Raw genomic sequence first — 21,149 nt, 5'->3', positions numbered from 1 at the left:
GCAGTCATAGGCGCGTTCTTGTCAGGCGCCGCTTCGACAGGTCGCACCCGTCTTCGCTGTGGGCGCTGGTCGGGGAGTATGCGAAATGCAAACCGATGATGACCGAGTGGCGCTTAAATTCGGCTTCGGCGAAGTAGATGCAGTAGGCGCCCGCCTGGACGTCGATGAAGGCTGACTCCACTCGGCCGCAGGTTGGCCCTCGCCGAGGCCCCAGTTGGCTCTCTTCGCGCAGTTGACGTACTGCGAACTCCACTTGCGCGACGAGCGCCCCCTGGGCTTGCTGGACCTCCCCCTCGAACTCATCCTCGGCGTCGTCGTGCCAGAAGAAGCCCTTGGACACGCATCCCCCCTGCGCCCGCCTCCGAGGCTGGCGCCTCCAAGCGAGAGCGAACTTACCGCAACTCGACCGGTGGAGTTGCCCGGGTCACTCTCTCCCAGGCCAGCCCGGCATGAACCCTTCGAGTGCGCCCTCGCCGTCGTGCTGCCGCCTCCACTGCCTGCCTGCCGTCGCTCCGCAAGGGTTGCGGCGCACGCGGTCGGCGGACGTGAATCAACGACGAAGTGACGGCATTGCTTGGCGGTCTCGTGCTGGTGATGACGGCTGGGGGCCGAGCGGCCTAGTCGCCAGGTACGGCTCCCTGCACGCTGATCGGCCGGTGTGAATCCCCGCCCGGCAGTGGAGGCTCGTGGCTCGCGGCAGTGGAGTGCCGCAACGACAGTCTCCGGACTATCACGCTGACCTGGTCTTTCGGACTTTCGCGTACCGCCCGCGCTGCGGTGCCGCAAGGCGTCGTCACCTCGCTCCGGCACGTCTCCGCGCTGCCGCCTGACCTGCGGCGGATCCCACCCCGCACCCGATCGTCCCAGACAGTGGGACGCTGCCGGGTCGGATCCGGCGGTCCGGAAACTGTTTCGCAACGGTAAAGAGCCTGGTCGGATCCGTAGTCGCCCGCCGCGGGGTGCGGCCCCTGCGTAACCGGGCGGTGTCGATATGTAGACACACGTGCAGGCCGCATCTAACGTCCCGCTCGACCGTCCGCGAGCGGCCGCCGGTGGCCCCCCACCGTCCGGCTGGACGGTCTTCCTCCGAACGCAGGAGAACCATCCTTGAAGAGAGCTCTGGCCGTCGTCGCCGGTGCCGCCCTGGTCATGGCGGTTCCCGTGACGGCTTCCGCCGCACCCCCCGCAGAAGACGCCCCCACGACCCCGCAGCGCGCCCACGACCTGCCCAACCCGCTCGCCGAGACGCAGCAGGCGCTGCGTGCCGAGGCACTCGAGCAGGTGCTCACCGGGCAGGCCACGCCGCGCGGCAACAACAAGGTGGTCGAGGTCGCCCGGGGTCGCTACGTCGAGCTGGCCCAGGAGGACAGCGACGCGATCTGGACCGTCCTCGGCGAGTTCAGCGACCTGCCGCACAACTCGATCCCGGAGCCCAAGCGGTCGGTGGACAACACCACCATCTGGACCCCGGACTTCTCGCAGGGCTACTTCGACACCCTGCTGTACAGCTCCGAGCCGGGCGTCAACTCGGTGGCCAACTTCTACGAGCAGCTCTCCTCGGGCCGCTACACCGTGACCGGCGAGGTCGAGGACTGGGTGCAGGTGCCCGGCACCGGAGCCTCCTACGGCGACAACGACCTGGGCGACAGCGCCGTCTGGGGCTTCATCAACGACTCGGTCAACACCTGGTACGCCAACCAGCTGGCCGCCGGCAAGACGGCCGAGCAGATCGACGAGTACCTCTCGCAGTTCGACGTCTGGGACCGCTACGACTCCGACGGCGACGGCAACTTCGACGAGGCCGACGGCTACATCGACCACTTCCAGGCCGTGCACTCCGGCGAGGGTGAGGAGGTCGGTGGCGGCGTCCTCGGCGACGACGCCATCTGGAGCCACCGCTGGTACAACCAGACCAACCGGATCGGCACCGCCGGCCCGACGGTCAACGGTGCGGTCAACCCGCTCGGCGGCACGCAGGTCGGTGGGTCGAAGTACTGGATCGGTGACTACACCGTCGAGCCCGAGAACGGCGGCGTCGGCGTCTTCGCCCACGAGTTCGGCCACGACCTCGGTCTGCCCGACCTGTACGACACCTCCGGCAACAGCGGCGGCGCGGAGAACAGCACCGCCTTCTGGACGCTGATGAGCTCCGGCTCCTACGGCAACTCCGGCCGCCCCGAGGACGGTATCGGCACCCAGCCGATCCACATGGGCGCCTGGGAGAAGCTGCAGCTGGGCTGGCTCAACTACGAGGTGGTGCAGCCCGGCGAGAGCGCGAACCTGCGCCTCGGCCCGGCGGCGTACAACTCCAAGGAGAACCAGGCCGCCGTCGTCGTCCTCCCGGACAACGAGGTCACCACCACGATCGGCACCCCGTTCGAGGGCGAGGACTTCTGGTACTCCGGCTCGGGCGACAACCTCGACCACAGCATGCTGGCGCCCAAGCCCGCGGGGGCGGCTGAGCTGACCGCCCAGGTCAAGTACGAGATCGAGGCGGACTGGGACTACGCGTACGCGGTGTACACCACCGACGGCGGGGCCACCTTCACGTCGATCCCGACCAACCTGTCGACGACCACCGACCCCAACGGCCAGAACTTCGGCCACGGCATCACCGGCAGCACCGGTGGCGAGTGGGTCGAGCTCACGGCCGGCCTGGCGGGCGTGCCCGACGGGGCGCAGGTCGGCTTCCGGTACTGGACCGACGGCGCGGCCACCGAGCCGGGCCTGCAGGTCGACGCCGTGGCCATCGACGACGCACCGGTGACCGACTGGACGCTGGACGGCTTCGAGCTGACCACCGGTACGACGACGAACTCGTACTTCAACGCCTACATCCTCGAGAACCGGGCCTACACCGGCTACGACACGGGGCTGAAGACGGGGCCGTACAACTTCGGTGACCCGCGGCGTCCGGACTGGGTGGAGCACTTCCCGTACCAGGACGGCCTGCTGATCAGCTACTGGAACACCCAGTACAACGACAACAACGTCGGCGCCCACCCCGGTGCGGGCCTCGTCCTCCCGGTCGACGCCCACCCGGGCCTGCTCTACGAGCCGACCGACGACGAGGGTGAGGACCGCACCAACGGCGAGAGCTGGCGGCCGCGGGTCCAGTCCTACGACTCGACCTTCGGGCTCCAGCCGACGGACAAGCTGACGCTGCACGACCCGGACACCGGCGTGGCCGGCCGGGTCGGCGGTCTCCCGGCCGTCCGCACCTTCGACGACACGCTCGACTGGTGGGTGGCCCCGGGCGAGCAGCCCGACGCCAACGGCTGGACCGGCGTCGACGTGCCGAAGACCGGCACGACGATCACCGTCACCGGCATGAGCGCGCAGGGTGCGCTCATGCAGGTCCGGGTCAACTGACCCGGTAGCGCAGCACGCGAACGGCCCGCCGGCACCCGCCGGCGGGCCGTTCCGCGTCCCCGGGACGGTGCGCCGGGCAGCGACGTGCGGGCGCGGCGCGCGACCCCCCGGGGACGGCGCCCGCAGCGCGCATCGCGGCCCCTCGGCGCGGCCGCCCGACATGCCGGGCGGCAGCGCCGGCGAGGGGTGACCGGTCCGCCCGCCGACGGCATCCACGCTGGTCGACGCGGTGCATGTCGACATGGCGGTGGCCCGCGGGACGGGTCACCGTGCCGCGGCAGGGGCGGTCGCAACGATCCGGTGACGGGCCTTCCGGTGAGGCGCCGAACCCGCCGATCGCGGGGTCGGTGCGCCGTAACTTCTCCCCTGATCGCGGCACCTTCCCCGGCCGCGACGAGGCACGGAGGAGTTCCCGGTGATCATGGGCACGATGCTGCTGTGGCCCGCCGCGGCGGTGCTCGGTTTCCTGCTGTGCACCGCGGTCGTGGTCGCGCTCGGCGCGAGCTCCACCGCCCGGTACGAGTACGCCGGCGCGGCCGCCACCCAGCAGGTCCAGCGCGCGGCGGCGCGGGCCGCCGGCACCCACCCGGCCGGGCGCCGCGCCGCCCCCGCCCCGGCCGGGCGTGGGCCCCAGCGGAGCCCCCAGGCGGTCGCCCTCGCCGTCCGGCCCGCCGCGGCGCCCGCGCCCGCGCGGCCGGCCGGCCCCACTCCCGGGGCCGCCAACGGCTGGTGGCTGGTCGACGGGTCGGCGCAGGCCGTGGCCGGCCCCTTCGCCGACCGGATCGACGCCGACTGGGCGGCGCTGGCGGGTGAGCTGGCGGCCGTGACCGTGTTCGGCGTCCCCCGGGCCCACGGCACGATCGCCCCGCGCCCCTCGCCGGCGGACCGGGTCTGGCTGACCGAGCTCGGCGACCAGCTCGACCGGCTACCCGAGGACTGGGACGCGCTGCTGACCGACACCGACCCGCTGACGACCCTGGTCGTGGAGGTCGCCGCGGCGCTGGTCGAGGCCGGGCTGCCGCTGCACGACGCCGCCGGGAGCGGAACGTCGGGCGGGGTCTGCCTGGTGCCCGAGACCGCGTCCTGCGGGGTGCTGGTCAGCTGGCGGACGCACGACCGGATGGGCGTGCAGCACTCGCGCGGCGAGGCGGCGCACGTGGTCGTGCAGGAGGTCATGGCCGCCGCCCTCGCCGACACGCTGGCCGAGCTCGGCTTCGTCGTCCAGACCGTCGGGGCGACCGGGGTCACCCTGGTGACCGCGCTGCGCTGAGCGCCGCTCCCACGAGGCGACGCGGAACCGGTGGCGAACGCTCGGTGAACGCTGCGTCCGGGCCGTAACCGCGGGCCGGGCCGCTCAATGGACGGGCCGTGATCACCCGCACGCCGCCGTTCTCCCGCCGCACCGCCCTGCAGCTGGCCGCCGTCACCGGCGCCGGGGTCGCAGGCGCGGTGTCCGCAGGGCCCGCTGCCGCCGCGCCGTCCCCCGCCCGCATCCCCGGGCCGTTCGCGCACGGGGTCGCCTCCGGCGATCCGCTGCCCGACGCCGTGGTCCTCTGGACCCGCGTGACGCCCGACGCCCGGTCGACGCCGGGCTCCGGTGCCGGCCCCGTCGTCGAGGTCGGCTGGGAGGTGGCCACCGACCCCGGTTTCCGCCGCGTCGTCCGCCGGGGCCGGGTCCGCACCGGCCCGGCGACCGACCACACGGTGAAGGTGGACGCCGCCGGCCTGCGGCCGGGCACCGGCTACTGGTACCGCTTCAGCTGCCGGGGGGCGACCTCCCCGGTGGGCCGCACCCGCACGGCGCCCGCCACCGGTGCCGCCGTGCCGCGGCTGCGCATGGCGGTGGTCTCCTGCGCCAACCTGCAGGCCGGCTGGTTCACCGCCTACCGGCACCTGGCCGCGCGCGGGGACCTCGACCTCGTGGTGCACCTGGGTGACTACCTGTACGAGTACGCGCCGGGGGAGTACCAGGCGCGTGACGTCGTCGTCCGGCCGCACGACCCGCCGCACGAGATCGTCACCCTCGCCGACTACCGGCGCCGGCACGCCCAGTACAAGGCCGACCCCGACCTGCAGGCCCTGCACGCCGCCGCGCCGTGGGTGGTCACCTGGGACGACCACGAGAGCGCCAACGACGCGTGGTCCGGCGGCGCGGAGAACCACACGGAGGGCGCCGAGGGCGCCTGGCCGGCTCGCCGCGGGGCCGCCCAGCAGGCCTACGCCGAGTGGATGCCGGTGCGCTACACGCCGGGCGGCCGGCTCTACCGGCGGCTGCGCTTCGGCCGGCTGGCCAGCCTGTCGATGCTCGACCTGCGCACCTACCGCGACCAGCAGGCCGCCTCACCGCTCGACCCCGCCCTCGGGGACCCCGGCCGCACGCTGACCGGGCCGGAGCAGCTGGAGTTCCTGCTCGACGGGCTGGCCGACGACGCGGTGCAGTGGAAGCTGGTGGGCAACCCGGTGATGATCGCGCCGGTGCGGTTCCCGAACGGGCTGGACCTGCGGGCGACCCAGGCGATCGCCGGCCTGGTCGGCGTGGACCTCCCGCGGGTGACCGGCCTGCCCTACAACGTCGACCAGTGGGACGGCTACCCCGCCGAGCGGGACCGGGTGCGGGCGCACCTGCGCGACCGCGCGCTGCGCGGCACCGTCTTCCTCACCGGTGACATCCACTCCGGCTGGGCGGCCGAGCTGCCGGCGGACGACGCCACCTACCCGCTGACGCGCGACAGCCTCGGCGTGGAGCTCGTGTGCACCTCGGTGACCAGCGACAACCTCGACGACATCCTCGGCGCCCCGCCCCGGACGACGTCCCTGGCGGTGGAGACCGCGATCCGGGTGGCCAATCCGCACGTGAAGCACCTGGACTTCGACTCGCACGGCTTCTCGGTCCTCGACGTCACCCCGGAGGCGGTCCAGATGGACTGGTACGTCCTCACCGACCGCACCGATCCGGCGTCGGCCGCGGTCTGGTCGACGTCCTGGCGGACGCCGGCCGGCACCGGCCGCGTCGAGCGTGCGCCGCGGCGGCTGGCGTGAGCGGCCCGGTGCAAGGCATGGACCGCCGGCAGTTCCTCCGGGTCACCGCCGCGGGCGGCGCGGCCGTCGTCCTGTCGACGGCGCTCGGGGCGCCGCGGGCGCGGGCGGCCGACCGGCTGCGGGTCTACGTGCTGGTCGTCGACGGGACGCGGCCGGAGGAGATCACCCCGCTGCTCACGCCGAACCTGCACCGGCTGAAGACGGGGGGCACCTGGTTCCCGTCGGCGCGCTCGCTGCCGGTGATGGAGACGATCCCCAACCACGTGATGATGATGACCGGCGTCCGGCCCGACCGGTCCGGGGTGCCGGCCAACTCCGTGTACGACCGGGCCGAGGGCGCCGTCCGCGACCTGGACCGCCCCTCGGACCTCCGCTTCCCCACGCTGCTGGAGCGGGTGAACGCCACCGGCCGCACCACGGGCACCGTGCTGTCGAAGGAGTACCTGTACGGGATCTTCGGTGAGCGGGCCACCTACCGCTGGGAGCCGTTCCCGGTCATCCCCGTCACCGGGCACGCGCCGGACGCCGCGACCACCGACGCGCTGATCGCGATGGTCGACGAGGCCGACCCCGACCTGGTCTTCGTCAACCTCGGCGACATCGACCGGGTCGGCCACAGCGATCTGACCGGCAGCACCCTGCGGGTGGCGCGCGCTCTCGCGCTGGGCAGCACCGACCTGCAGGTGGGCCGCTTCGTCGCGCACCTGCAGCGCACCGGCCGGTGGGCCGGCAGCGTGCTGGTGGTGCTCGCCGACCACTCGATGGACTGGTCGGTGCCGACGAACCTCGTCTCGGTGGACGCCGTCCTGCGGCCGCGCCCGGACCTGCGGCAGTCGGTGCAGATCGCCCAGAACGGAGGCGCGGACCTCCTCTACTGGACCGGCCCGGCCGCGCAGCGGGCCGCCGGGCTGGCGGAGGTGCGGCGGCTGGTCGCCGCACACCCCGGCGTGCTGTCGGTGCACCGGCCGGCGGAGCTGCGGCTGGGGCGGGAGGCCGGCGACCTGGTCGCCTACTGCCGGGCCGGCTGGCGCTTCACCGACCCGACGCCGCTGTCCAACCCCATCCCCGGCAACCACGGGCACCCGGCCACCGAACCGATCCCGTTCCTGGTGGCGGGCGGGCACCCCCTGGTGCGGGCGGGCGCGGTCAGCGGGGCGCCCGCGCGCACGGTGGACGTCGCGCCGACCGTCGGCGCGCTGTTCGGCCTGGGTGCACCGCGGGGCGGGTACGACGGCGCAGCGCGCACGGAGGCGTTCACCCGGCTGTCCGGGCGGCGGTAGCCGATCGCAGCGGGGGGTTGCCTACCCCTCGGGGGGACGCGGCGCTCCGCTGGCGGGGTCGCCGTGCCGATGCGGCGGAGGTGACCTTCCCGCCGTCGCTGCGAGCACGCGAGCCCGCCGCTGCCGCGCGCACGGCCGTCGTCGTCCTGGCCATCTGCGCCGGGATGCTGGCGCTGGTCGGACTGTTGGGGCCCGCCACGGACGGCGACGCGAGCCCGGCGGTGGTCTGGGCCTGCGTGATCGGGCTGGCCGGGGTGGCGGCCCTCTTCCACGGCGTGCCCGCGGAGCGCCTGGACCGCGCCGGCGCGTTCGTCGTCCTGGCCGTCGGCGGGGTGGCGGTGCTGTGCGTCCTGGCCGTCGTGAACGGGGGGACGTCGACCCGCGCGCAGGCGTTCCTGGCGTTCGTCGTGCTCTAGGCGGGCTTCCACCTGCGGACGGCGGGCGCGGTGGTCGCCACGGTCGTCGCGGTGGCGGCCGGCGGGGTCATGCTGTTCGACGCCGCGCCCTTCAGCGGTGCCCTCACCGACTTCGCGTTCTTCGGGGCCATGCTCGGTGTGATCGGCGGCTTGCTCATCCGCTCCACCGACAAGCAAGAGCGCCTGGTGGCGGCGCTCCAGGAGCAGGCGGACGTCGACACGCTGACCGGGCTGGTCACGCGGCGCGTCCTGGACGAGGCGCTGGATGCCGGGGGCGCCGGCGCGGCGTCGTCCCAGGGCACCGCGCTGCTGCTCATGGACGTCGACCGGTTCAAGATGATCAACGACGTGCACGGCCACCTGGCCGGCGACGACGCGCTGGTGCACCTGTCCACCGTGATCAAGCAGCAGATCCGCGCCGCCGACGCGCTGGTCAGCCGGCTCGGCGGGGACGAGGTCGCGGTGCTGCTGCGCGACTGCTCGCGGGCCACCGCGGTGCGCCGCGCCGAGCAGCTGCTGGACGCCGTGTGCGGGGCGCCCCTGGTGCTCTCCGACGGGAGCAGCCTGGGCATGTCGGTGAGCGTCGGGGTGTCGCACCTCGCCGGCGCGGCCACCGATCTGCGTGAGCTCTACGCCGCCGCGGACGTCGCCCTGTACACCGCCAAGCGCGCCGGGCGGGGCCGGGTCGAGGTCGCGGCGGCCTAACCGGCCGGTGAGGGGAGGCGCAGGGAGCGGGCGGCGCCCGCGAGCGCCCGCAGGCTGAGCCGGCCGTCGGCGAGGCCGAGGTCGACCACGTCGTCGAACACGCCCTGGGAGCCGGCGGCGGCCCGGAACACCGCGTCCATCAGCGCCGGCCAGCGGCTCAGCCGGGAGGCCACCGACGAGTGCCGGAGGTGGCGGCCGAGCCGGTCGGCGAGCGCGCGCCGGTAGGCCGCGCCCGCGTCCGCCCCCCGGGTGGCGACCTGCCCGGCGAGCGCGCCGGAGAGCACGGCGTAGAAGATGCCCTCACCGGTCAGCGGGTTGATCAACGCGGCGGCGTCACCGGCCAGGAGCACCCGCCCATCGGGCTGGCGGGGCCGGCCGGTGCTCAGCGGCAGCCGGTGGGCGCGGAGCTGCTCGGGCTCGGCTCCCGGCAGCAGCCGGTGCATCCCGGCGACGAGCTCGACCCGGGTGGCGCCGCCGGACACCAGCTCCCCGTACCCGACGTTGGCCCGTCCGTCGCCCAGCGGGAAGGACCACGCGTAGGCCGGCCAGCGCTGGTCGGTGGTCGTGATGACCTGGACGCCGCGCTGCCCGGGGGGCTCGGGGGCGTAGCCGCGGAGGGCGACGGCGAGCTGGTCGGGCCGGTTGCGCCGGGTGCCCAGCGCCCGGCGCACCACCGACTCCGCGCCGTCGGCGCCGATCAGCACCCCGGCGGTGACGGACCCGTCCACCTCGACCGCGTCGGCGTGCACCGCGATCCGCCGGACCACGTGCCGGCGCAGCACCGCCCCGGCGTCGCGGGCGGCCGCGATCAGCCGCGCGTCGAGCACCGCCCGGGGGATGACGTGGGAGGGCCGGGCGGTGGCCCGCTCGACCGTCGTCCCCCCGGGCGACCGCAGCCGCAGCCGCGGCACCGGGGGGAAGCCGGCGGTGAGGGCGGCCGGGCGCAGGCCGAGGCCGGCGAGGACGTCGAACGCCTCGGCGGCGATGCCGTCGCCGCACACCTTGTCCCGGGGGAACTCGGCGCGGTCGAGCACCAGCACCCGCGCCGAGGGCCGGGCCCGACGGGCGGCCAGGGCGGCGGCGGCACCGGCCGGCCCACCACCGACGACGACGACGTCCCAGTGCTCCACCCGTCCGACGCTAGGCAGTGGAGGGGCTCACCGCGCGACCGACCGCGGGACGCCGTCCCAGTTCTGGGAGAGCAGCCGCCGCCAGCTGTCCAGGTCGTGGTGCGCCGGTTCGGTCGTGGCGACGAAGTCCAGCAGCACGTCGCAGAAGCGGTCGGGCTCGTCGAGGTGCGGCCAGTGGCCCGCGTCCTCGAACACCTCGATCCGCGCCGACGGGACCGCGGCCCGGACCGGCTCGGCGTGCTGCGCCGGCACGATCGGGTCGCGACCGCCCCAGATGACCAGCATCGGCACGGAGTCGGCGAGGTACAGCCGGTCCAGCGCGGTCACCGCCTGCCCCCGCACGTCGACCGCCCCGCGCAGCGTGCGCAGGAACGCCCGCCGCGCCTCGGCGTCCTGCAGGGCCAGCAGCGCGTCGCCGGCCTCGGCGAGGTCGCGCACCCGCCGCCAGCCGGCGAGCGCCCCGAGCTGGTCGACGGCCCGCAGCCCGGTGCGCAGCGGGCCGGAGACCCCGGCCAGCGCGGTGACCACGAGCTCGGCCCCGGGCAGGGTGGCCGCCCGCAGCCCCGCGGAGAGCTCCGAGCCCAGCCCGCCGCTGCCCACGAGCGCCAGCCGTTCGCAGCGCTCGGGGAACTGGTAGGCGAACTGCAGGGCGATGCCGCCGCCCAGCGAGTGCCCCACGACGGTGGCCCGTTCGACGTCGAGCACCGCGAGCAGGTCGCGCACGCCGTTGGCGTAGCCCGCGATCGAGTAGTCGCCGCGCGGCTTGTCCGAGTCGCCGTGCCCCAGCAGGTCGGGGGCGATGACGGTGTGCGACTCGGCGAGGCGGTCGATCACCCCGGCCCACGTCTGGCAGTTGTTCCCGATGCCGTGCAGCAGCAGCAGCGGCGGGCCGTCCCCCGCGCGGAGAAAGGCCCGCTTGTGCCCGTGGACGATCCGCGACTCTCGGACCTGACCGGTTGCCACGGCCCCAGTGCACCACGGTTCTTGTTGCTCTGCAGTCACGACGGCGCTGGTCAGGCCGGTGCGGGTGCCGTCCACTTCCGCGGCGGGTGCTCGTAGCCCTCGACGAACCGCAGCAGCCCGGCGGCGTCGCGGACCACGCCCAGCGCATCGAGCCGGGGGGCGTCGAGGTAGCCGTCGTCCACCATGCGGCGGAGCTGGGCCAGCAGCGGCTGCCAGAACCCGTCGACGTCCAGCAGCGCCGCCGGCTTGGCGTGCAGCCCGAGCATGCCCCACGTCCAGGCCTCGAACAGCTCCTCCAGCGTGCCGGCGGCGCCGGGGAGCGCGACGAACGCATCGGACAGGTCGGCCATGCGCGCCTTGCGCTCGTGCATGGAGGAGACCACCTCGAGCCGCGGGAGGCCGGGGTGGGCCAGCTCGTCGTCGACGAGGTGCTGCGGGATCACGCCGACGACCTCACCGCCGGCGGCGAGCGCGGCGTCGGCGACGACGCCCATCATCCCGACGCGCCCCCCGCCGTAGACGATCCCGACGCCGGCCTCGGCCAGCCCCGTGGCGAAGGACGCGGCGGCCTCCGCGTGGGCCGGTGGCCCCGCTGGGACCCGGTGAAGACGGCGATCCGCACCGGACGAGGCTATGCCGGGTCCCGGCGCGAGCTGCCGTCGGCCCCGTCCCGGCCACCGCCGCGAGCCTGCGAGCGTTCAGCGGCCCCGTCGCGGGCACCGCCGCGAGCCTGCGAGCGGTGGGGAGGACGGGGTCCTTCCGGGGGTCCTTCCTCAGCCGCCGTAGTAGCGGTAGACGGGCTCGGCGATGCAGACGGGCTTGTCGCCGCCCTCCCGCTCGATGACCGCGGCCAGCGTCAGCTGCAGGCCGCCGGCCACCTCCTCGACCGACTTCAAAGTCGCGGTGAGCCGCACCCGGGAGCCCACCGGGACAGGGGAGGGGAAGCGCACCTTGTTCAGGCCGTAGTTGACACCCATCACCGTGTCGGTGACGACGAGGACCTGCGAGGAGAGCGGGGCCAGCAGGGACAGCGTCAGGTACCCGTGGGCGATCGGGCCACCGAACGGGCTCTCCTTCTTCGCGCGCTCGACGTCGACGTGGATCCACTGGTGGTCGCCGGTCGCCTCGGCGAACTGGTTGACGTGCTCCTGGGTGACCTCGTGCCAGTCGCTGGTGCCGAGCTCCGTGCCGATCAGCCCGTTCAGCTCCGCCATGGTCGTGGTGGTGCTCACGTGGTCGTCCTTCCCTGGGGTGGGCGGTGTTCCTGGTGGCACTCTGCCTCTGATCACCAGGGCACTCAGAGGCAGAGGTTCCGCCGCACACCTTGCCCGGCCCGGCGCGACGGCGCGCGTGCGGGTGCGGATGTCCTCTCCCGGGATGCTCGTGCCCTGCCCGCCGGGGTGGGCAGGGCACGAGTTCCGGCGGGGTGCCCCCGGCGGCCGCCCGCGCGAGCGGGTTCACTGGGCGGGTGCTCGCCTCGACCGACGGCTGGACCGCCTGCAGCCAGGGGCACCGTCACTGGGGGCGGGCCGGCGCGGCCGGCCTGCTGATCCACCGCGACGGTCCCGACGGCGTCGAGCTGCTGCTGCAGCACCGGGCCTGGTGGTCGCACCACGGCGGCACCTGGGGGACGCCGGGCGGCGCGCTGCACGCGGGCGAGTCGGCGGCCGACGGTGCGCTGCGCGAGGTGGCCGAGGAGCTGGGGCTGACGGCCGGCGACGTCGTCCTGGGCGCGCAGTCGGTGGACGACCACGGGGGCTGGGCGTACACGACGGTCCTGGCCCGGCCGGTGCGCCGGTTCGAGGCGGTCGACCTCCGGCTGGACGGGGAGAGCGACGGCGTGGCGTGGGTGCCGCTGGCGGGCCTGGCCGCGGTGGCCCTGCACCCGGGGCTGGCCGCCTCGCTGGACCGGCTGCGGCCGTTGCTCGCCGGCGACGACGCGTAGCCGGGTCCTGGGCGGCCCTCCCGGCGGGGCGGGTGACCCGGCGGCTGCCGGTCCACCCCGCCCCGCGGGTTAGGTTCGGCGCATGAGCGCCCGCGACGACGTCTCCGAGATCTTCGACAGCTCCGCGTGGGCGCCGGTCGAGGGCTTCGACTTCAGCGACATCACCTACCACCGGGCGGTGGACGCCGGCGTCGTCCGCATCGCCTTCGACCGTCCCGAGGTGCGCAACGCCTTCCGGCCGCAGACCGTCGACGAGCTGATCACCGCGCTCGAGCACGCGCGGCTCTCCACCGACGTGGGGTGCGTGCTCCTCACCGGCAACGGGCCGAGCCCCAAGGACGGCGGCTGGGCGTTCTGCTCCGGCGGCGACCAGCGGGTACGCGGGAAGTACGGCTACGAGCATGACTTGGGTCGCTCCAGCGGCCGGCTGCACATCCTGGAGGCCCAGCGGCTGATCCGCTTCATGCCGAAGGTCGTCGTCTGCGTCGTCCCGGGCTGGGCCGCCGGCGGCGGGCACAGCCTGCACGTCGTCGCCGACCTCACCCTGGCCAGCGCCGAGCACGCCCGGTTCAAGCAGACCGACGCCGACGTCGGCAGCTTCGACGGCGGCTTCGGCTCGGCCTACCTCGCGCGGCAGGTCGGGCAGAAGTTCGCCCGCGAGATCTTCTTCCTGGGCGAGGAGTACACCGCGGCCGACGCGCACGCGATGGGCATGGTCAACCGCGTCGTCCCGCACGCGGAGCTCGAGGCCACCGCCCTGGAGTGGGGGAAGAGGATCGTGGCCAAGAGCCCGACGGCCCAGCGGATGCTCAAGTACTCGTTCAACCTGATCGACGACGGCCTGGTCGGGCAGCAGCTGTTCGCGGGCGAGACCACCCGGCTGGCCTACATGGCGGAGGAGGCCGTCGAGGGCCGCGACGCCTTCCTCGAGAAGCGGGAGCCCGACTTCGGCCGCTTCCCCTGGCATGTTTAGCGGAAGGACCCGTCCTCCCACCCTTCGCACGCTCAGGGTGGTGCCCTGGACGGGGCCATAACCTGTCATCCATGAGGAGTTCGAAATGATCGTCGAGGTGATGACGGGCGCCGACGAGCGACCCGAGGCGCGGGTGGTCGACGTCGAGGACCTGGGCCGGCTGCACCTGGCCCTGGGTGCGGTCACCGACGAGGAGGCCGCCGAGGCGCTGGAGCGATCGGGCCTCGGCCGGCTGCAGGACGCCGAGACGGCCACCCTCGATGTGGCGGCGCTGCGGGCTGCCGCGGCACCCCGGGCCACCGCCCCGGACTGGGACGCGCGGTGGGACCAGATGATCGCCGGCGCCCGCGCGCAGGGCTGGCTGTCCGAGGACGGGGCGAACCTGCGGGTGCACATCGAGAGCGCCGCGGGCGCCTGACCAGGCGGTCCTCCCCGGCGCCCGGCCGGGGCACGCGGAAAGTCAGGTGTACCTCAGAGGACCGAGATCATTGTGGTGACCCCGTCCGGCAGCCAGGATGGCCGCGTGCATAGAACCAGCCGTGACAGGACGGCGTCGTGAGCGGTACGCCGGGCCGTCCGCTGAGTGCGGAGCTGTCGGAACAGCTGCTCGCCGTGGCCGTCGACATCCTGGCCGACGAGGGATGGGGCCGCCTGAACAGCGATCGCATCGCCGCCCGGGCCAGGGCCGGCAAGGCGGGCATCTACCGCCGGTGGCCGTCCATGGCGGCGCTCGCCCGGGCGGCGGTGAGCCGCTTCGAGCTGGTGGTGCTGCCCGAGGACTCCGGATCGCTGCGGGCGGACCTGCTTGGCCTGGTCAGCGCCCGCTGGACGCAGCCGCTGGACCGGCAGGAGCGCGCGGTGGCCAGCCTGGTGGGCGCGGCCCGGCACGACGAGGAGCTGCGGGCAGGGCTGGACGAGGCTCTCGTGCGCCCGCTGGCGGCCGCCGTCCAGACCGTCGGCGAGCGGGCCCAGCAGCGCGGGGAGCCCCTCCGGCTCGAGCGGCTGCGCTTGCTGGCCTCGGTGCTCGAGGCCTTCTGGTGGCAGCGCTACCGGATGGCCGAGCCGCTGACGGCCGAGCAGGTCGAGTGCATCGTCGACGAGGTGCTGGTGCCGATGCTGCGGCCGGTCGACGAGACCGTCGCCGCCTGACCTCCCGGCGGCGCCTCAGCCGAGACGGCGGGTCAGCGAGGCGACGTTCGCCGGTGGCTCCAGGCCCAGCTGCGCGTACAGCCCGCTCATCAGGCTGTCGGTCAGCGTCCGCACCTCGGTCGCGGCGGTGCGGTGGTCGGCGGCGTGCTCGACGACCCGCCGCTGCTCCACGACGACCACCCGGGACACGGTGAGCCAGAGGGCCGCGGCCAGGGGGGCGGCGATCCGCGGGCAGAACAGGACCGGCGAGGTGGCCATCCCGGGCTCGGGCTCGGTCTCCCACGCCTCGGCCAGCGCGCCTGCCAGCTGCCGTTCGGCCTCGAACAGGATCCGCTGCTCGTAGCCGGCCAGCGCGGGGCTCTCGTGCACGGTCTCGGTGAACGTGCGTTCCTCGGGACGCACGTGCAGGGCCACGAAGTACGCGGCGCCCTCCGCCAGGTGGTCGCCCAGCGCGACCAGCGGCGTGGTCCCCGGCGGCCGGTTGCGGACCGCGTCGGCCGGGCCGTGCGGACACGGGATGCGCCCGTCGAAGAAGAGCTCCTCCTTCGTCGGGAAGTGGTTGAACACCGTCTGGACGGCGACGTCGGCCTCGCGGGCGATGTCGGCGACGGTGACCGCCTCGAACCCGCGCTCGGCGAACATCTCGTGCGCCACTGCCCGTACGTGGGCCCGGGTCTGCGCCTTCTTCCGCGCACGGCGGTCGCTGAGTTCACCCACGGTGCACAGCTTAGGCACCGAACGTGTCCACCGCGGTCAGGACCGACCGCCCGGTATGTCGCCGGGCGTGCTCTGGTCGGGGGCCTGCGCGGCGGACCGGGCGCCACCAGGCACGATGGCCGCGGATCGACCCGCCCGGGGCGACCGGACGACGACTGCGAGGAGGAGCCGCCCGGTGCGGACGAGAGCTGCGGTGCTGCGCGAGGCAGGAGCCGAGTACGAGATCGTCGAGCTGGAGGTTCTCGACCCCGGGCCCGGCGAGGTGCTGGTCGAGATGGCCTACGCCGGCCTGTGCCACTCCGACGAGCACCTGCGGCACGCCAACCCCGGCGGCCGCTACCCCATCGTCGGCGGGCACGAGGGCTCCGGCGTCGTCCAGGCCGTCGGCGCCGGCGTGACCGGGGTGGCACCCGGCGACCACGTCGTCACGAGCTTCCTGCCCGCCTGCGGGCACTGCCGCTACTGCGCCTCCGGCCGCTCCAACCTCTGCGACAAGGGCGCCACCATCGCCACGGGCCAGCTGCCCACCGGCACCTTCCCGTACCGCCTCGACGGCGAGCCGCTGGGCGGGTTCTGCATGATCGGTGCCTTCGCCCGGCACACGCTGCTCAGCGAGTTCTCCTGCGTGCGGATCGACCCCTGGCTGCCGCTGGAGACCGCGGCCCTCGTCGCCTGCAGCGTGCCCACCGGCTGGGGTTCGGCGGTGTACTCCGGCGGGGTGCGGCCGGGCGACACCGTGGTCGTGGTCGGCCTCGGCGGGGTGGGCGTGAACGCCGTCCAGGGGGCCGTCCACGCCGGCGCCATGCACGTCATCGGCGTCGACCCGGTGGCGATGAAGCGGGAGTTCGCCGAGTCGCTGGGCGCCACCCGCACCGTCGCCGACGCCGGGGAGGCGGTGGGGCTGGCGCGCGAGCTCTCCCGGGGCACCGGTGCCGACGTCGTCGTCGTGACGGTGGGGAAGATGACCGGGGAGGTCTACAAGGCCGCCTCGGCCTGCCTGGGCAAGGGCGGCACGCTCGTGCTCACCGCGCTCGCCGACCGGCCGGAGGAGGGCCGGGCGACGCTCAACGGCCAGCTCACCACGGTGTTCGAGCACCGCGTGCAGGGCTCGATGTTCGGCTCGTGCAACCCGTTCACCGACATCCCCCGGCTGCTGCGGCTGCACGAGGAGGGTCGGCTCGAGCTCGACCGGCTGATCACCCGCCGCTACGCCCTCGACGAGGTGAACCAGGGCTACCGCGACCAGGCCGCCGGCGAGACGGTCCGCGGGCTGCTCGTCCACGCCGACTGAGGAAACACCCCGTCGCCCACCCCAGCACTCGCTCCGCTCGCGCCGGGGCCCTGCGACGGGGCGACCTCTGGACGGAGCCGGCGTTCGGAACGGGCGCCGGGTGGGCAGCCCCGGGGGTGTGAGCTCTCCCCGTATCGCAGTCCTCGACGTCGACGGCACGCTCGTCGACACCAACTACCAGCACGCCCTCGCCTGGTACCGGGCCTTCCGGTCACTGGGGGAGACCTTCCCGATCTGGCGGATCCACCGGCTGATCGGCATGGGCGGCGACCGGCTCCCGGCTGCGCTCGGCGGGGACGACGTCGAGGAGCGCATCGGCGGCCAGGCCCGTGAGCGCTGGACCGAGGAGTTCGACCGGCTGATCGACGAGGTCGCGCCGCTGCCCGGCGCCCGGGAGCTGGTGCAGGCGCTCCGCGAGCGGGGGCACCGCGTGGTGCTGGCCAGCTCCGGCAAGGCGAAGCACGTCGACCACTCGCTGGACCTGCTCGACCTGCGCGACCTGGCCGAGGCCTGGACCACCAGCGACGACGTCGAGTCAAGCAAGCCCGCCCCCGATCTGCTCGAGGTGGCCCTGAAGAAGCTGGGCGAACCCGTGGGTGCGCCGAGCGTGATGGTCGGCGACTCCGTCTTCGACGTGGCAGCGGCGAAGCGCGCCGGGATGCCGGCCCTCGTCGTGCGCTCCGGCGGGTTCGGGGACGACGAGCTGCGCGAGGCCGGGGCGGTCGACGTCTTCGACACCCCCGGTGACCTCGCCGCCGCCCTGGATCGCCTCGACCTGAGCTGACCGGAGGACCGCCCGAGGGGCTCCGCGGATGCTCTGCCTCTGAGTGCACCTGCACTCAGAGGCGGAGCGAGCGGGGAAGGGATCCCGGAGGGCGCTGGGACGGTGCCGGTGCGTGCGGTGGTGGGTTGCGGCGCGGTGCGGCGGTGCGGTGGTGCGGAGGCTCAGGAGGCCGTGGAGGAGCGGCCCAGGCGGCGCAGCGCTTCGTCCGGGTGGTCGGTGATCATCGCGTCGACGCCGAGCGACACGAGGAAGTCGATGTCGGCGGCCGTGTTCGCCGTCCACACGTGCACCTCCTTCCCGGCGGCGTGCGCCTGGGCGACGTACCCAGGGTCGGCCCGCAGCAGCGCCAGTCCCGGGCCGACGGCGCTCATCGCACCCCCCAGGAGCTCGGTGCGCACCGAGCGCAGGCGCTTGCCGATGAGCTGCACGGTCGGCACGCCCGGTGCGAGCGCGCGGATCCGGCGCACGGCGAGCTGGGAGAAGCTCATCACCCGGAACGCCGGCCGGCCGGCCCACTGCGCCGGCCGGTCGCCCTGCAGGAGGCCGTAGCGGCGCAGCGACCGCACCAGCTCCTGCTCCACCCGGTTGGTGTGCCGGGTCGGGTGCTTGGTCTCGATGGCGAGCCGGACGGAGCCGGGGGTGGCGGAGGCGTACTCGAGCAGCCGGTCGAGGGTCAGCACCAGGCCGTTCTCGATGTCGGGCTCGTCGGTGACGGCGGTGATCGTGTCGTCCCTCCACCGGTCCAGCCGGCCGCGCCGGGCGCCGAACCGGAACTGCTCCAGCTCGGCGAGGTGCAGGGCGGAGACGACGCCGCGGCCGTTCGACGTGTGCCGGATCCTGCGGTCGTGGACGCAGACGAGCACGCCGTCGCGGGTCATCCGGACGTCGACCTCCACCGCGTCGGCACCGACGATCGCGGCGTTCCGGTACGCGGCCAGGGTGTGCTCGGGGGCGTCCGCGGTGGCCCCGCGGTGGGCGACGACCTCGGGGCCGCTCACCGCAGCGGGCGGGGAGAGCGGCGCGCAGCGCGGACGGGAGGCACGCGGGGATCCTCCCCGCCCGCCGCGCGTTCCGCGAGCGGTGGGCGCCGCCGTCAGACGGCGAGGCGCGCGCGGTACTCGGGCACGGTGATCATCGGCGGGCGCTCGTCGACCGCGACGGCGTTGCTACGCGGCACGAACCCGGCGCCGTCGTGCCGGAACTGGGTGAGCAGCCCGCTGGGCTGGCGGGTGCACGCCGCCCGGGCCAGCACGGTGGCAACCACCTGGCCGGCCATCTCGCCCAGCGCCTCGACGCTCTGCGAGGTGTGCCGGCGCTCGCCGAGGTCGACCTGGGCCAGCGAGGAGAGCCCGCCCAGGCCCAGCAGGTCGACGAGCAGGCCCACCTCCACGCCGTACGCCGAGACGAACGGCACCTGCTCCAGCGCCGCGCGGCGCCCGGCGTACTCGCCGCCGAGGGGCTGGACGAAGCCGGCGAGCTCCGGCCACAGCGCGTTGAGCAGCGGGCGGGCGGTGAGCTCGGTGACCCGGCCGCCGCCGGCGGGCTGCTCGGCCCCGCCGACGGACAGCGGCCGGGTGTAGCAGCCCTTGACGTAGCTGACCTGCGGGTCGGTGAGCAGCGGCCCCAGCAGGCCGGGCACGTAGTGGGCGACGTCGCCGAGCAGGTCGGCGTCGAGGAAGACGACCAGGTCGCCGGTCGTGGCGGCCAGCGACTTCCACAGCGCCTCGCCCTTGCCCCGGCGGGTGCCCATCGCGGGCAGCACGTCGGTGGTGGCGACGACGTCGGCGCCGGCGGCCCGGGCGACGTCGGCGGTGGCGTCCGTGCTGTCGGAGTCCACGACGACCAGCTCGTCGACCAGCGGCACCCCGCGCACCCAGTGTGCGTGCAGGTCGGCGACCAGCCGGCCCACGGTCGCCTCCTCGTTGCGGGCGGGGAGGACGACGCTGACCCGGTGCCCGCCGCGGCGCTTGGCCTGCAGCAGGGCCGCGGGATCGACCTGCGCCAGGGAGCGCGCAGCGGTGGTGCGGTCGGCGAACCAGGCGCGGGCGTCAGGTCTCACGCGCCCACTGTCGTCCAGCTCCGGTGCGGGCACCAGGCGGTCTCCCCGGTGTTCACCGGGCCGTCACGTGAACGTTCCGGCGGTGAGCGATCGGGTCGGTGCGGGCCCGCGGGAAGCGGCTCGTGGGGCCGCGTCACCCGGTCGGGGAACCGGTCCCGGTGGGCGCCGAGTCGCGGGCCGGCCGGACCTCCCGCACCATGCGGGCATGACCTCGGGTCAGCTGCCCGCAGCGCGCGTGGGAGGCGAGGAGCGGCGGCGGGTCGCGCTGCTGCTGGAGACCGCCGACGTCCTCGCCGACCGGGCGTCGCGCACCCCCGACGCGGTCCAGGCTCAGGTGCTGCTGCGCCGGTCCGCCCAGCGCCGGGCGCAGGCCGCGCGCCTGGCGGCGGGGAGCCCGCCGGGGGGCGACGGCCGCCGCGCGGGCGGTGCCCCGCCGGGTGCGGGGAGCGCCGCCCGGCCCTGACGAGGTCACCGCGCGGGGCCGCCGTTCCCCGGGAAGGGCGGACCGAGCCCGGGCGCGGTTACCGTGGTCCGATGCTCCGCTGGCTCTGCGCCCTCGTCGCCGGGGCCGTCGTCTCCGGGTTCGCCTTCCTGCTGGTCACCGGCGAGTACCGCAACGAGGGACCGGTGCTGCTGACGATCGTCGGCAACCACGGCGTGCACGCCGGTGACCTGTTCATCCTGGCGGGGTGGGCGGTCGCCGTCCTGGCGCTCCTCGTGCTCGCGGCCGCCCCCTGCCCGCGCCGGCCCGCCGAGGCGCCGCCGCGGGGCTGACGCCGCCGTCCTGCGCTTTTCTTGCGGATCGCTGGACACGACCCTGCGGCTGGCCGCGCAGGGTGGCTCGTGCCGGGATGGAGCCGCCACCCCGGTACGAGCAGGGGAGGCAGCGACGTGAGCAGCCGGACGAGCAGCGCCGTGGCGCACCAGGGCACCACCGCGAAGGTCGTGGGCACGGTCGCCGTGCTCGCCGCGGTGGGCGCGGTCGCGGGACTGGGGACCCTCGGCGGGTTCAGCAGCAGCGACAGCGTGGACACCGAGGTGCAGGCGGGGGTGGTGTCGATCCGGCTGGACGCCGCGGCCGGCGGGCAGAGCGTGCCGTTCTCCGGCGGGGCGATGCTGCCCGGCGACGTCGTGCAGGTGCCCTTCGACCTGCGCAACGACGGGGACGTGCCGCTGTCGTCGGTCGGCTTCCGCTCGGTGGCGCGGGATCCCCGGCAGCCGGTTCGCCACCGCGCTGCTGGCCCGGCTCGACCTGGAGTCCGGCCGGCTCACCTGGGTCAACGCGGGGCACGGCTCCCCGCTGATCGTGCGCGACGGCGTCCTCCT

General features: G+C 74.8%; 23 protein-coding genes. 15 read left to right on the top strand and 8 right to left on the bottom strand.

The genetic code is table 11. The features are described from left to right. Nucleotides 1-4 precede the first annotated feature (4 nt). Nucleotides 5-340: a hypothetical protein gene (locus ACI8AG_RS12645; RefSeq protein ID WP_456597316.1), complete on the bottom strand. Its 336-nt coding sequence runs from the start codon at nt 338-340 to the stop codon at nt 5-7. A 767-nt stretch (nt 341-1,107) separates the two neighbouring features. Between ACI8AG_RS12645 and ACI8AG_RS12640 the strand changes: the two genes are divergently transcribed. The 6 genes from ACI8AG_RS12640 (at nt 1,108) to ACI8AG_RS12615 (ending at nt 8,812) form a co-directional block, all read left to right on the top strand. Further along, a complete protein-coding gene (locus tag ACI8AG_RS12640) occupies nt 1,108-3,372 on the top strand; it encodes an immune inhibitor A domain-containing protein (protein ID WP_456597315.1) in 2,265 nt (754 codons plus the stop codon). Nucleotides 3,373-3,793: 421 nt separating this feature from the next. Beyond that, nucleotides 3,794-4,642, top strand: a complete 849-nt coding sequence (locus ACI8AG_RS12635) for a hypothetical protein (protein ID WP_456597411.1) — start codon at nt 3,794-3,796, stop codon at nt 4,640-4,642. A 98-nt stretch (nt 4,643-4,740) separates the two neighbouring features. After that, nucleotides 4,741-6,411 carry an alkaline phosphatase D family protein gene (locus tag ACI8AG_RS12630; RefSeq protein ID WP_456597314.1) on the top strand — a complete coding sequence of 557 codons (1,671 nt, stop codon included), beginning with the start codon at nt 4,741-4,743 and terminating at the stop codon, nt 6,409-6,411. Between the two features lie 17 nt (nt 6,412-6,428). Further along, entirely contained in the window at nt 6,429-7,691 is a 1,263-nt protein-coding gene (locus ACI8AG_RS12625) for an alkaline phosphatase family protein (protein WP_456597313.1), read from the top strand. Between the two features lie 80 nt (nt 7,692-7,771). Beyond that, nucleotides 7,772-8,107, top strand: coding sequence for a hypothetical protein (locus ACI8AG_RS12620; RefSeq protein ID WP_456597312.1), 336 nt, complete (start codon nt 7,772-7,774; stop codon nt 8,105-8,107). A gap of 30 nt (nt 8,108-8,137) precedes the next feature. Continuing rightward, a complete protein-coding gene (locus ACI8AG_RS12615; RefSeq protein WP_456597311.1) occupies nt 8,138-8,812 on the top strand; it encodes a GGDEF domain-containing protein in 675 nt (224 codons plus the stop codon). On the opposite strand, the gene ACI8AG_RS12610 is transcribed toward ACI8AG_RS12615, so the two are convergent. The 4 genes from ACI8AG_RS12610 to ACI8AG_RS12595 form a co-directional block, all read right to left on the bottom strand. After that, nucleotides 8,809-9,942 carry a geranylgeranyl reductase family protein gene (locus ACI8AG_RS12610; RefSeq protein ID WP_456597310.1) on the bottom strand — a complete coding sequence of 378 codons (1,134 nt, stop codon included), beginning with the start codon at nt 9,940-9,942 and terminating at the stop codon, nt 8,809-8,811. The genes ACI8AG_RS12615 and ACI8AG_RS12610 overlap by 4 nt on opposite strands. 27 nt (nt 9,943-9,969) lie before the next feature. Continuing rightward, nucleotides 9,970-10,905 (bottom strand): alpha/beta fold hydrolase, encoded by a 936-nt coding sequence (locus tag ACI8AG_RS12605; protein ID WP_456597309.1) that lies wholly within the window; start codon nt 10,903-10,905, stop codon nt 9,970-9,972. 50 nt (nt 10,906-10,955) lie between these two features. Next, the gene (locus ACI8AG_RS12600) at nt 10,956-11,429 is read right to left on the bottom strand and encodes an LOG family protein (protein WP_456597410.1); all 474 of its coding nucleotides are present in this window, start codon (nt 11,427-11,429) and stop codon (nt 10,956-10,958) included. Nucleotides 11,430-11,678: 249 nt separating this feature from the next. Further along, entirely contained in the window at nt 11,679-12,137 is a 459-nt protein-coding gene (locus ACI8AG_RS12595; protein ID WP_456590625.1) for a MaoC family dehydratase, read from the bottom strand. A 236-nt stretch (nt 12,138-12,373) separates the two neighbouring features. Here ACI8AG_RS12595 and ACI8AG_RS12590 point away from each other — a divergent pair, with 236 nt between their 5' ends. From ACI8AG_RS12590 to ACI8AG_RS12575, 4 genes are all read left to right on the top strand, one after another. Beyond that, entirely contained in the window at nt 12,374-12,850 is a 477-nt protein-coding gene (locus tag ACI8AG_RS12590; protein WP_456597308.1) for an NUDIX domain-containing protein, read from the top strand. Between the two features lie 82 nt (nt 12,851-12,932). Continuing rightward, nucleotides 12,933-13,823, top strand: a complete 891-nt coding sequence (locus ACI8AG_RS12585; RefSeq protein WP_456597307.1) for a 1,4-dihydroxy-2-naphthoyl-CoA synthase — start codon at nt 12,933-12,935, stop codon at nt 13,821-13,823. Nucleotides 13,824-13,908: 85 nt separating this feature from the next. After that, nucleotides 13,909-14,241 carry a hypothetical protein gene (locus tag ACI8AG_RS12580; protein WP_456590628.1) on the top strand — a complete coding sequence of 111 codons (333 nt, stop codon included), beginning with the start codon at nt 13,909-13,911 and terminating at the stop codon, nt 14,239-14,241. Nucleotides 14,242-14,378: 137 nt separating this feature from the next. After that, a complete protein-coding gene (locus ACI8AG_RS12575; RefSeq protein WP_456597306.1) occupies nt 14,379-14,972 on the top strand; it encodes a TetR-like C-terminal domain-containing protein in 594 nt (197 codons plus the stop codon). Nucleotides 14,973-14,987: 15 nt separating this feature from the next. Here ACI8AG_RS12575 and ACI8AG_RS12570 read toward each other — a convergent pair whose 3' ends face one another. Further along, nucleotides 14,988-15,689, bottom strand: coding sequence for a TetR/AcrR family transcriptional regulator (locus ACI8AG_RS12570; RefSeq protein WP_456597305.1), 702 nt, complete (start codon nt 15,687-15,689; stop codon nt 14,988-14,990). 175 nt (nt 15,690-15,864) lie between these two features. Between ACI8AG_RS12570 and ACI8AG_RS12565 the strand changes: the two genes are divergently transcribed. Together ACI8AG_RS12565 and ACI8AG_RS12560 are read left to right on the top strand one after the other, a co-directional pair. Continuing rightward, nucleotides 15,865-16,980: an NDMA-dependent alcohol dehydrogenase gene (locus ACI8AG_RS12565; protein WP_456590631.1), complete on the top strand. Its 1,116-nt coding sequence runs from the start codon at nt 15,865-15,867 to the stop codon at nt 16,978-16,980. Between the two features lie 118 nt (nt 16,981-17,098). Next, a complete protein-coding gene (locus ACI8AG_RS12560; RefSeq protein ID WP_456597304.1) occupies nt 17,099-17,764 on the top strand; it encodes an HAD family hydrolase in 666 nt (221 codons plus the stop codon). Between the two features lie 161 nt (nt 17,765-17,925). Here the strand turns inward: ACI8AG_RS12560 and ACI8AG_RS12555 are convergent, their stop codons facing one another. Both ACI8AG_RS12555 and ACI8AG_RS12550 read right to left on the bottom strand, forming a co-directional pair. Then, nucleotides 17,926-18,762, bottom strand: a complete 837-nt coding sequence (locus ACI8AG_RS12555) for a glycerophosphodiester phosphodiesterase (RefSeq protein WP_456590633.1) — start codon at nt 18,760-18,762, stop codon at nt 17,926-17,928. A gap of 95 nt (nt 18,763-18,857) precedes the next feature. Then, entirely contained in the window at nt 18,858-19,823 is a 966-nt protein-coding gene (locus ACI8AG_RS12550) for a glucosyl-3-phosphoglycerate synthase (RefSeq protein ID WP_456597303.1), read from the bottom strand. A gap of 205 nt (nt 19,824-20,028) precedes the next feature. On the opposite strand from ACI8AG_RS12550, the gene ACI8AG_RS12545 reads away from it, so the two are divergent. The 3 genes from ACI8AG_RS12545 to ACI8AG_RS12535 form a co-directional block, all read left to right on the top strand. Beyond that, nucleotides 20,029-20,286: a hypothetical protein gene (locus tag ACI8AG_RS12545; RefSeq protein ID WP_456597302.1), complete on the top strand. Its 258-nt coding sequence runs from the start codon at nt 20,029-20,031 to the stop codon at nt 20,284-20,286. 71 nt (nt 20,287-20,357) lie between these two features. Then, nucleotides 20,358-20,597, top strand: a complete 240-nt coding sequence (locus ACI8AG_RS12540; RefSeq protein ID WP_456590636.1) for a hypothetical protein — start codon at nt 20,358-20,360, stop codon at nt 20,595-20,597. 433 nt (nt 20,598-21,030) lie between these two features. Further along, nucleotides 21,031-21,149 (top strand): SpoIIE family protein phosphatase (locus ACI8AG_RS12535; RefSeq protein ID WP_456597409.1); only part of this gene is annotated, 119 nt, incomplete at its 3' end.

This window comes from Blastococcus sp. SYSU DS0552 (genome assembly GCF_054050815.1).
This window is presented reverse-complemented; position numbering and strand designations above follow the sequence as displayed.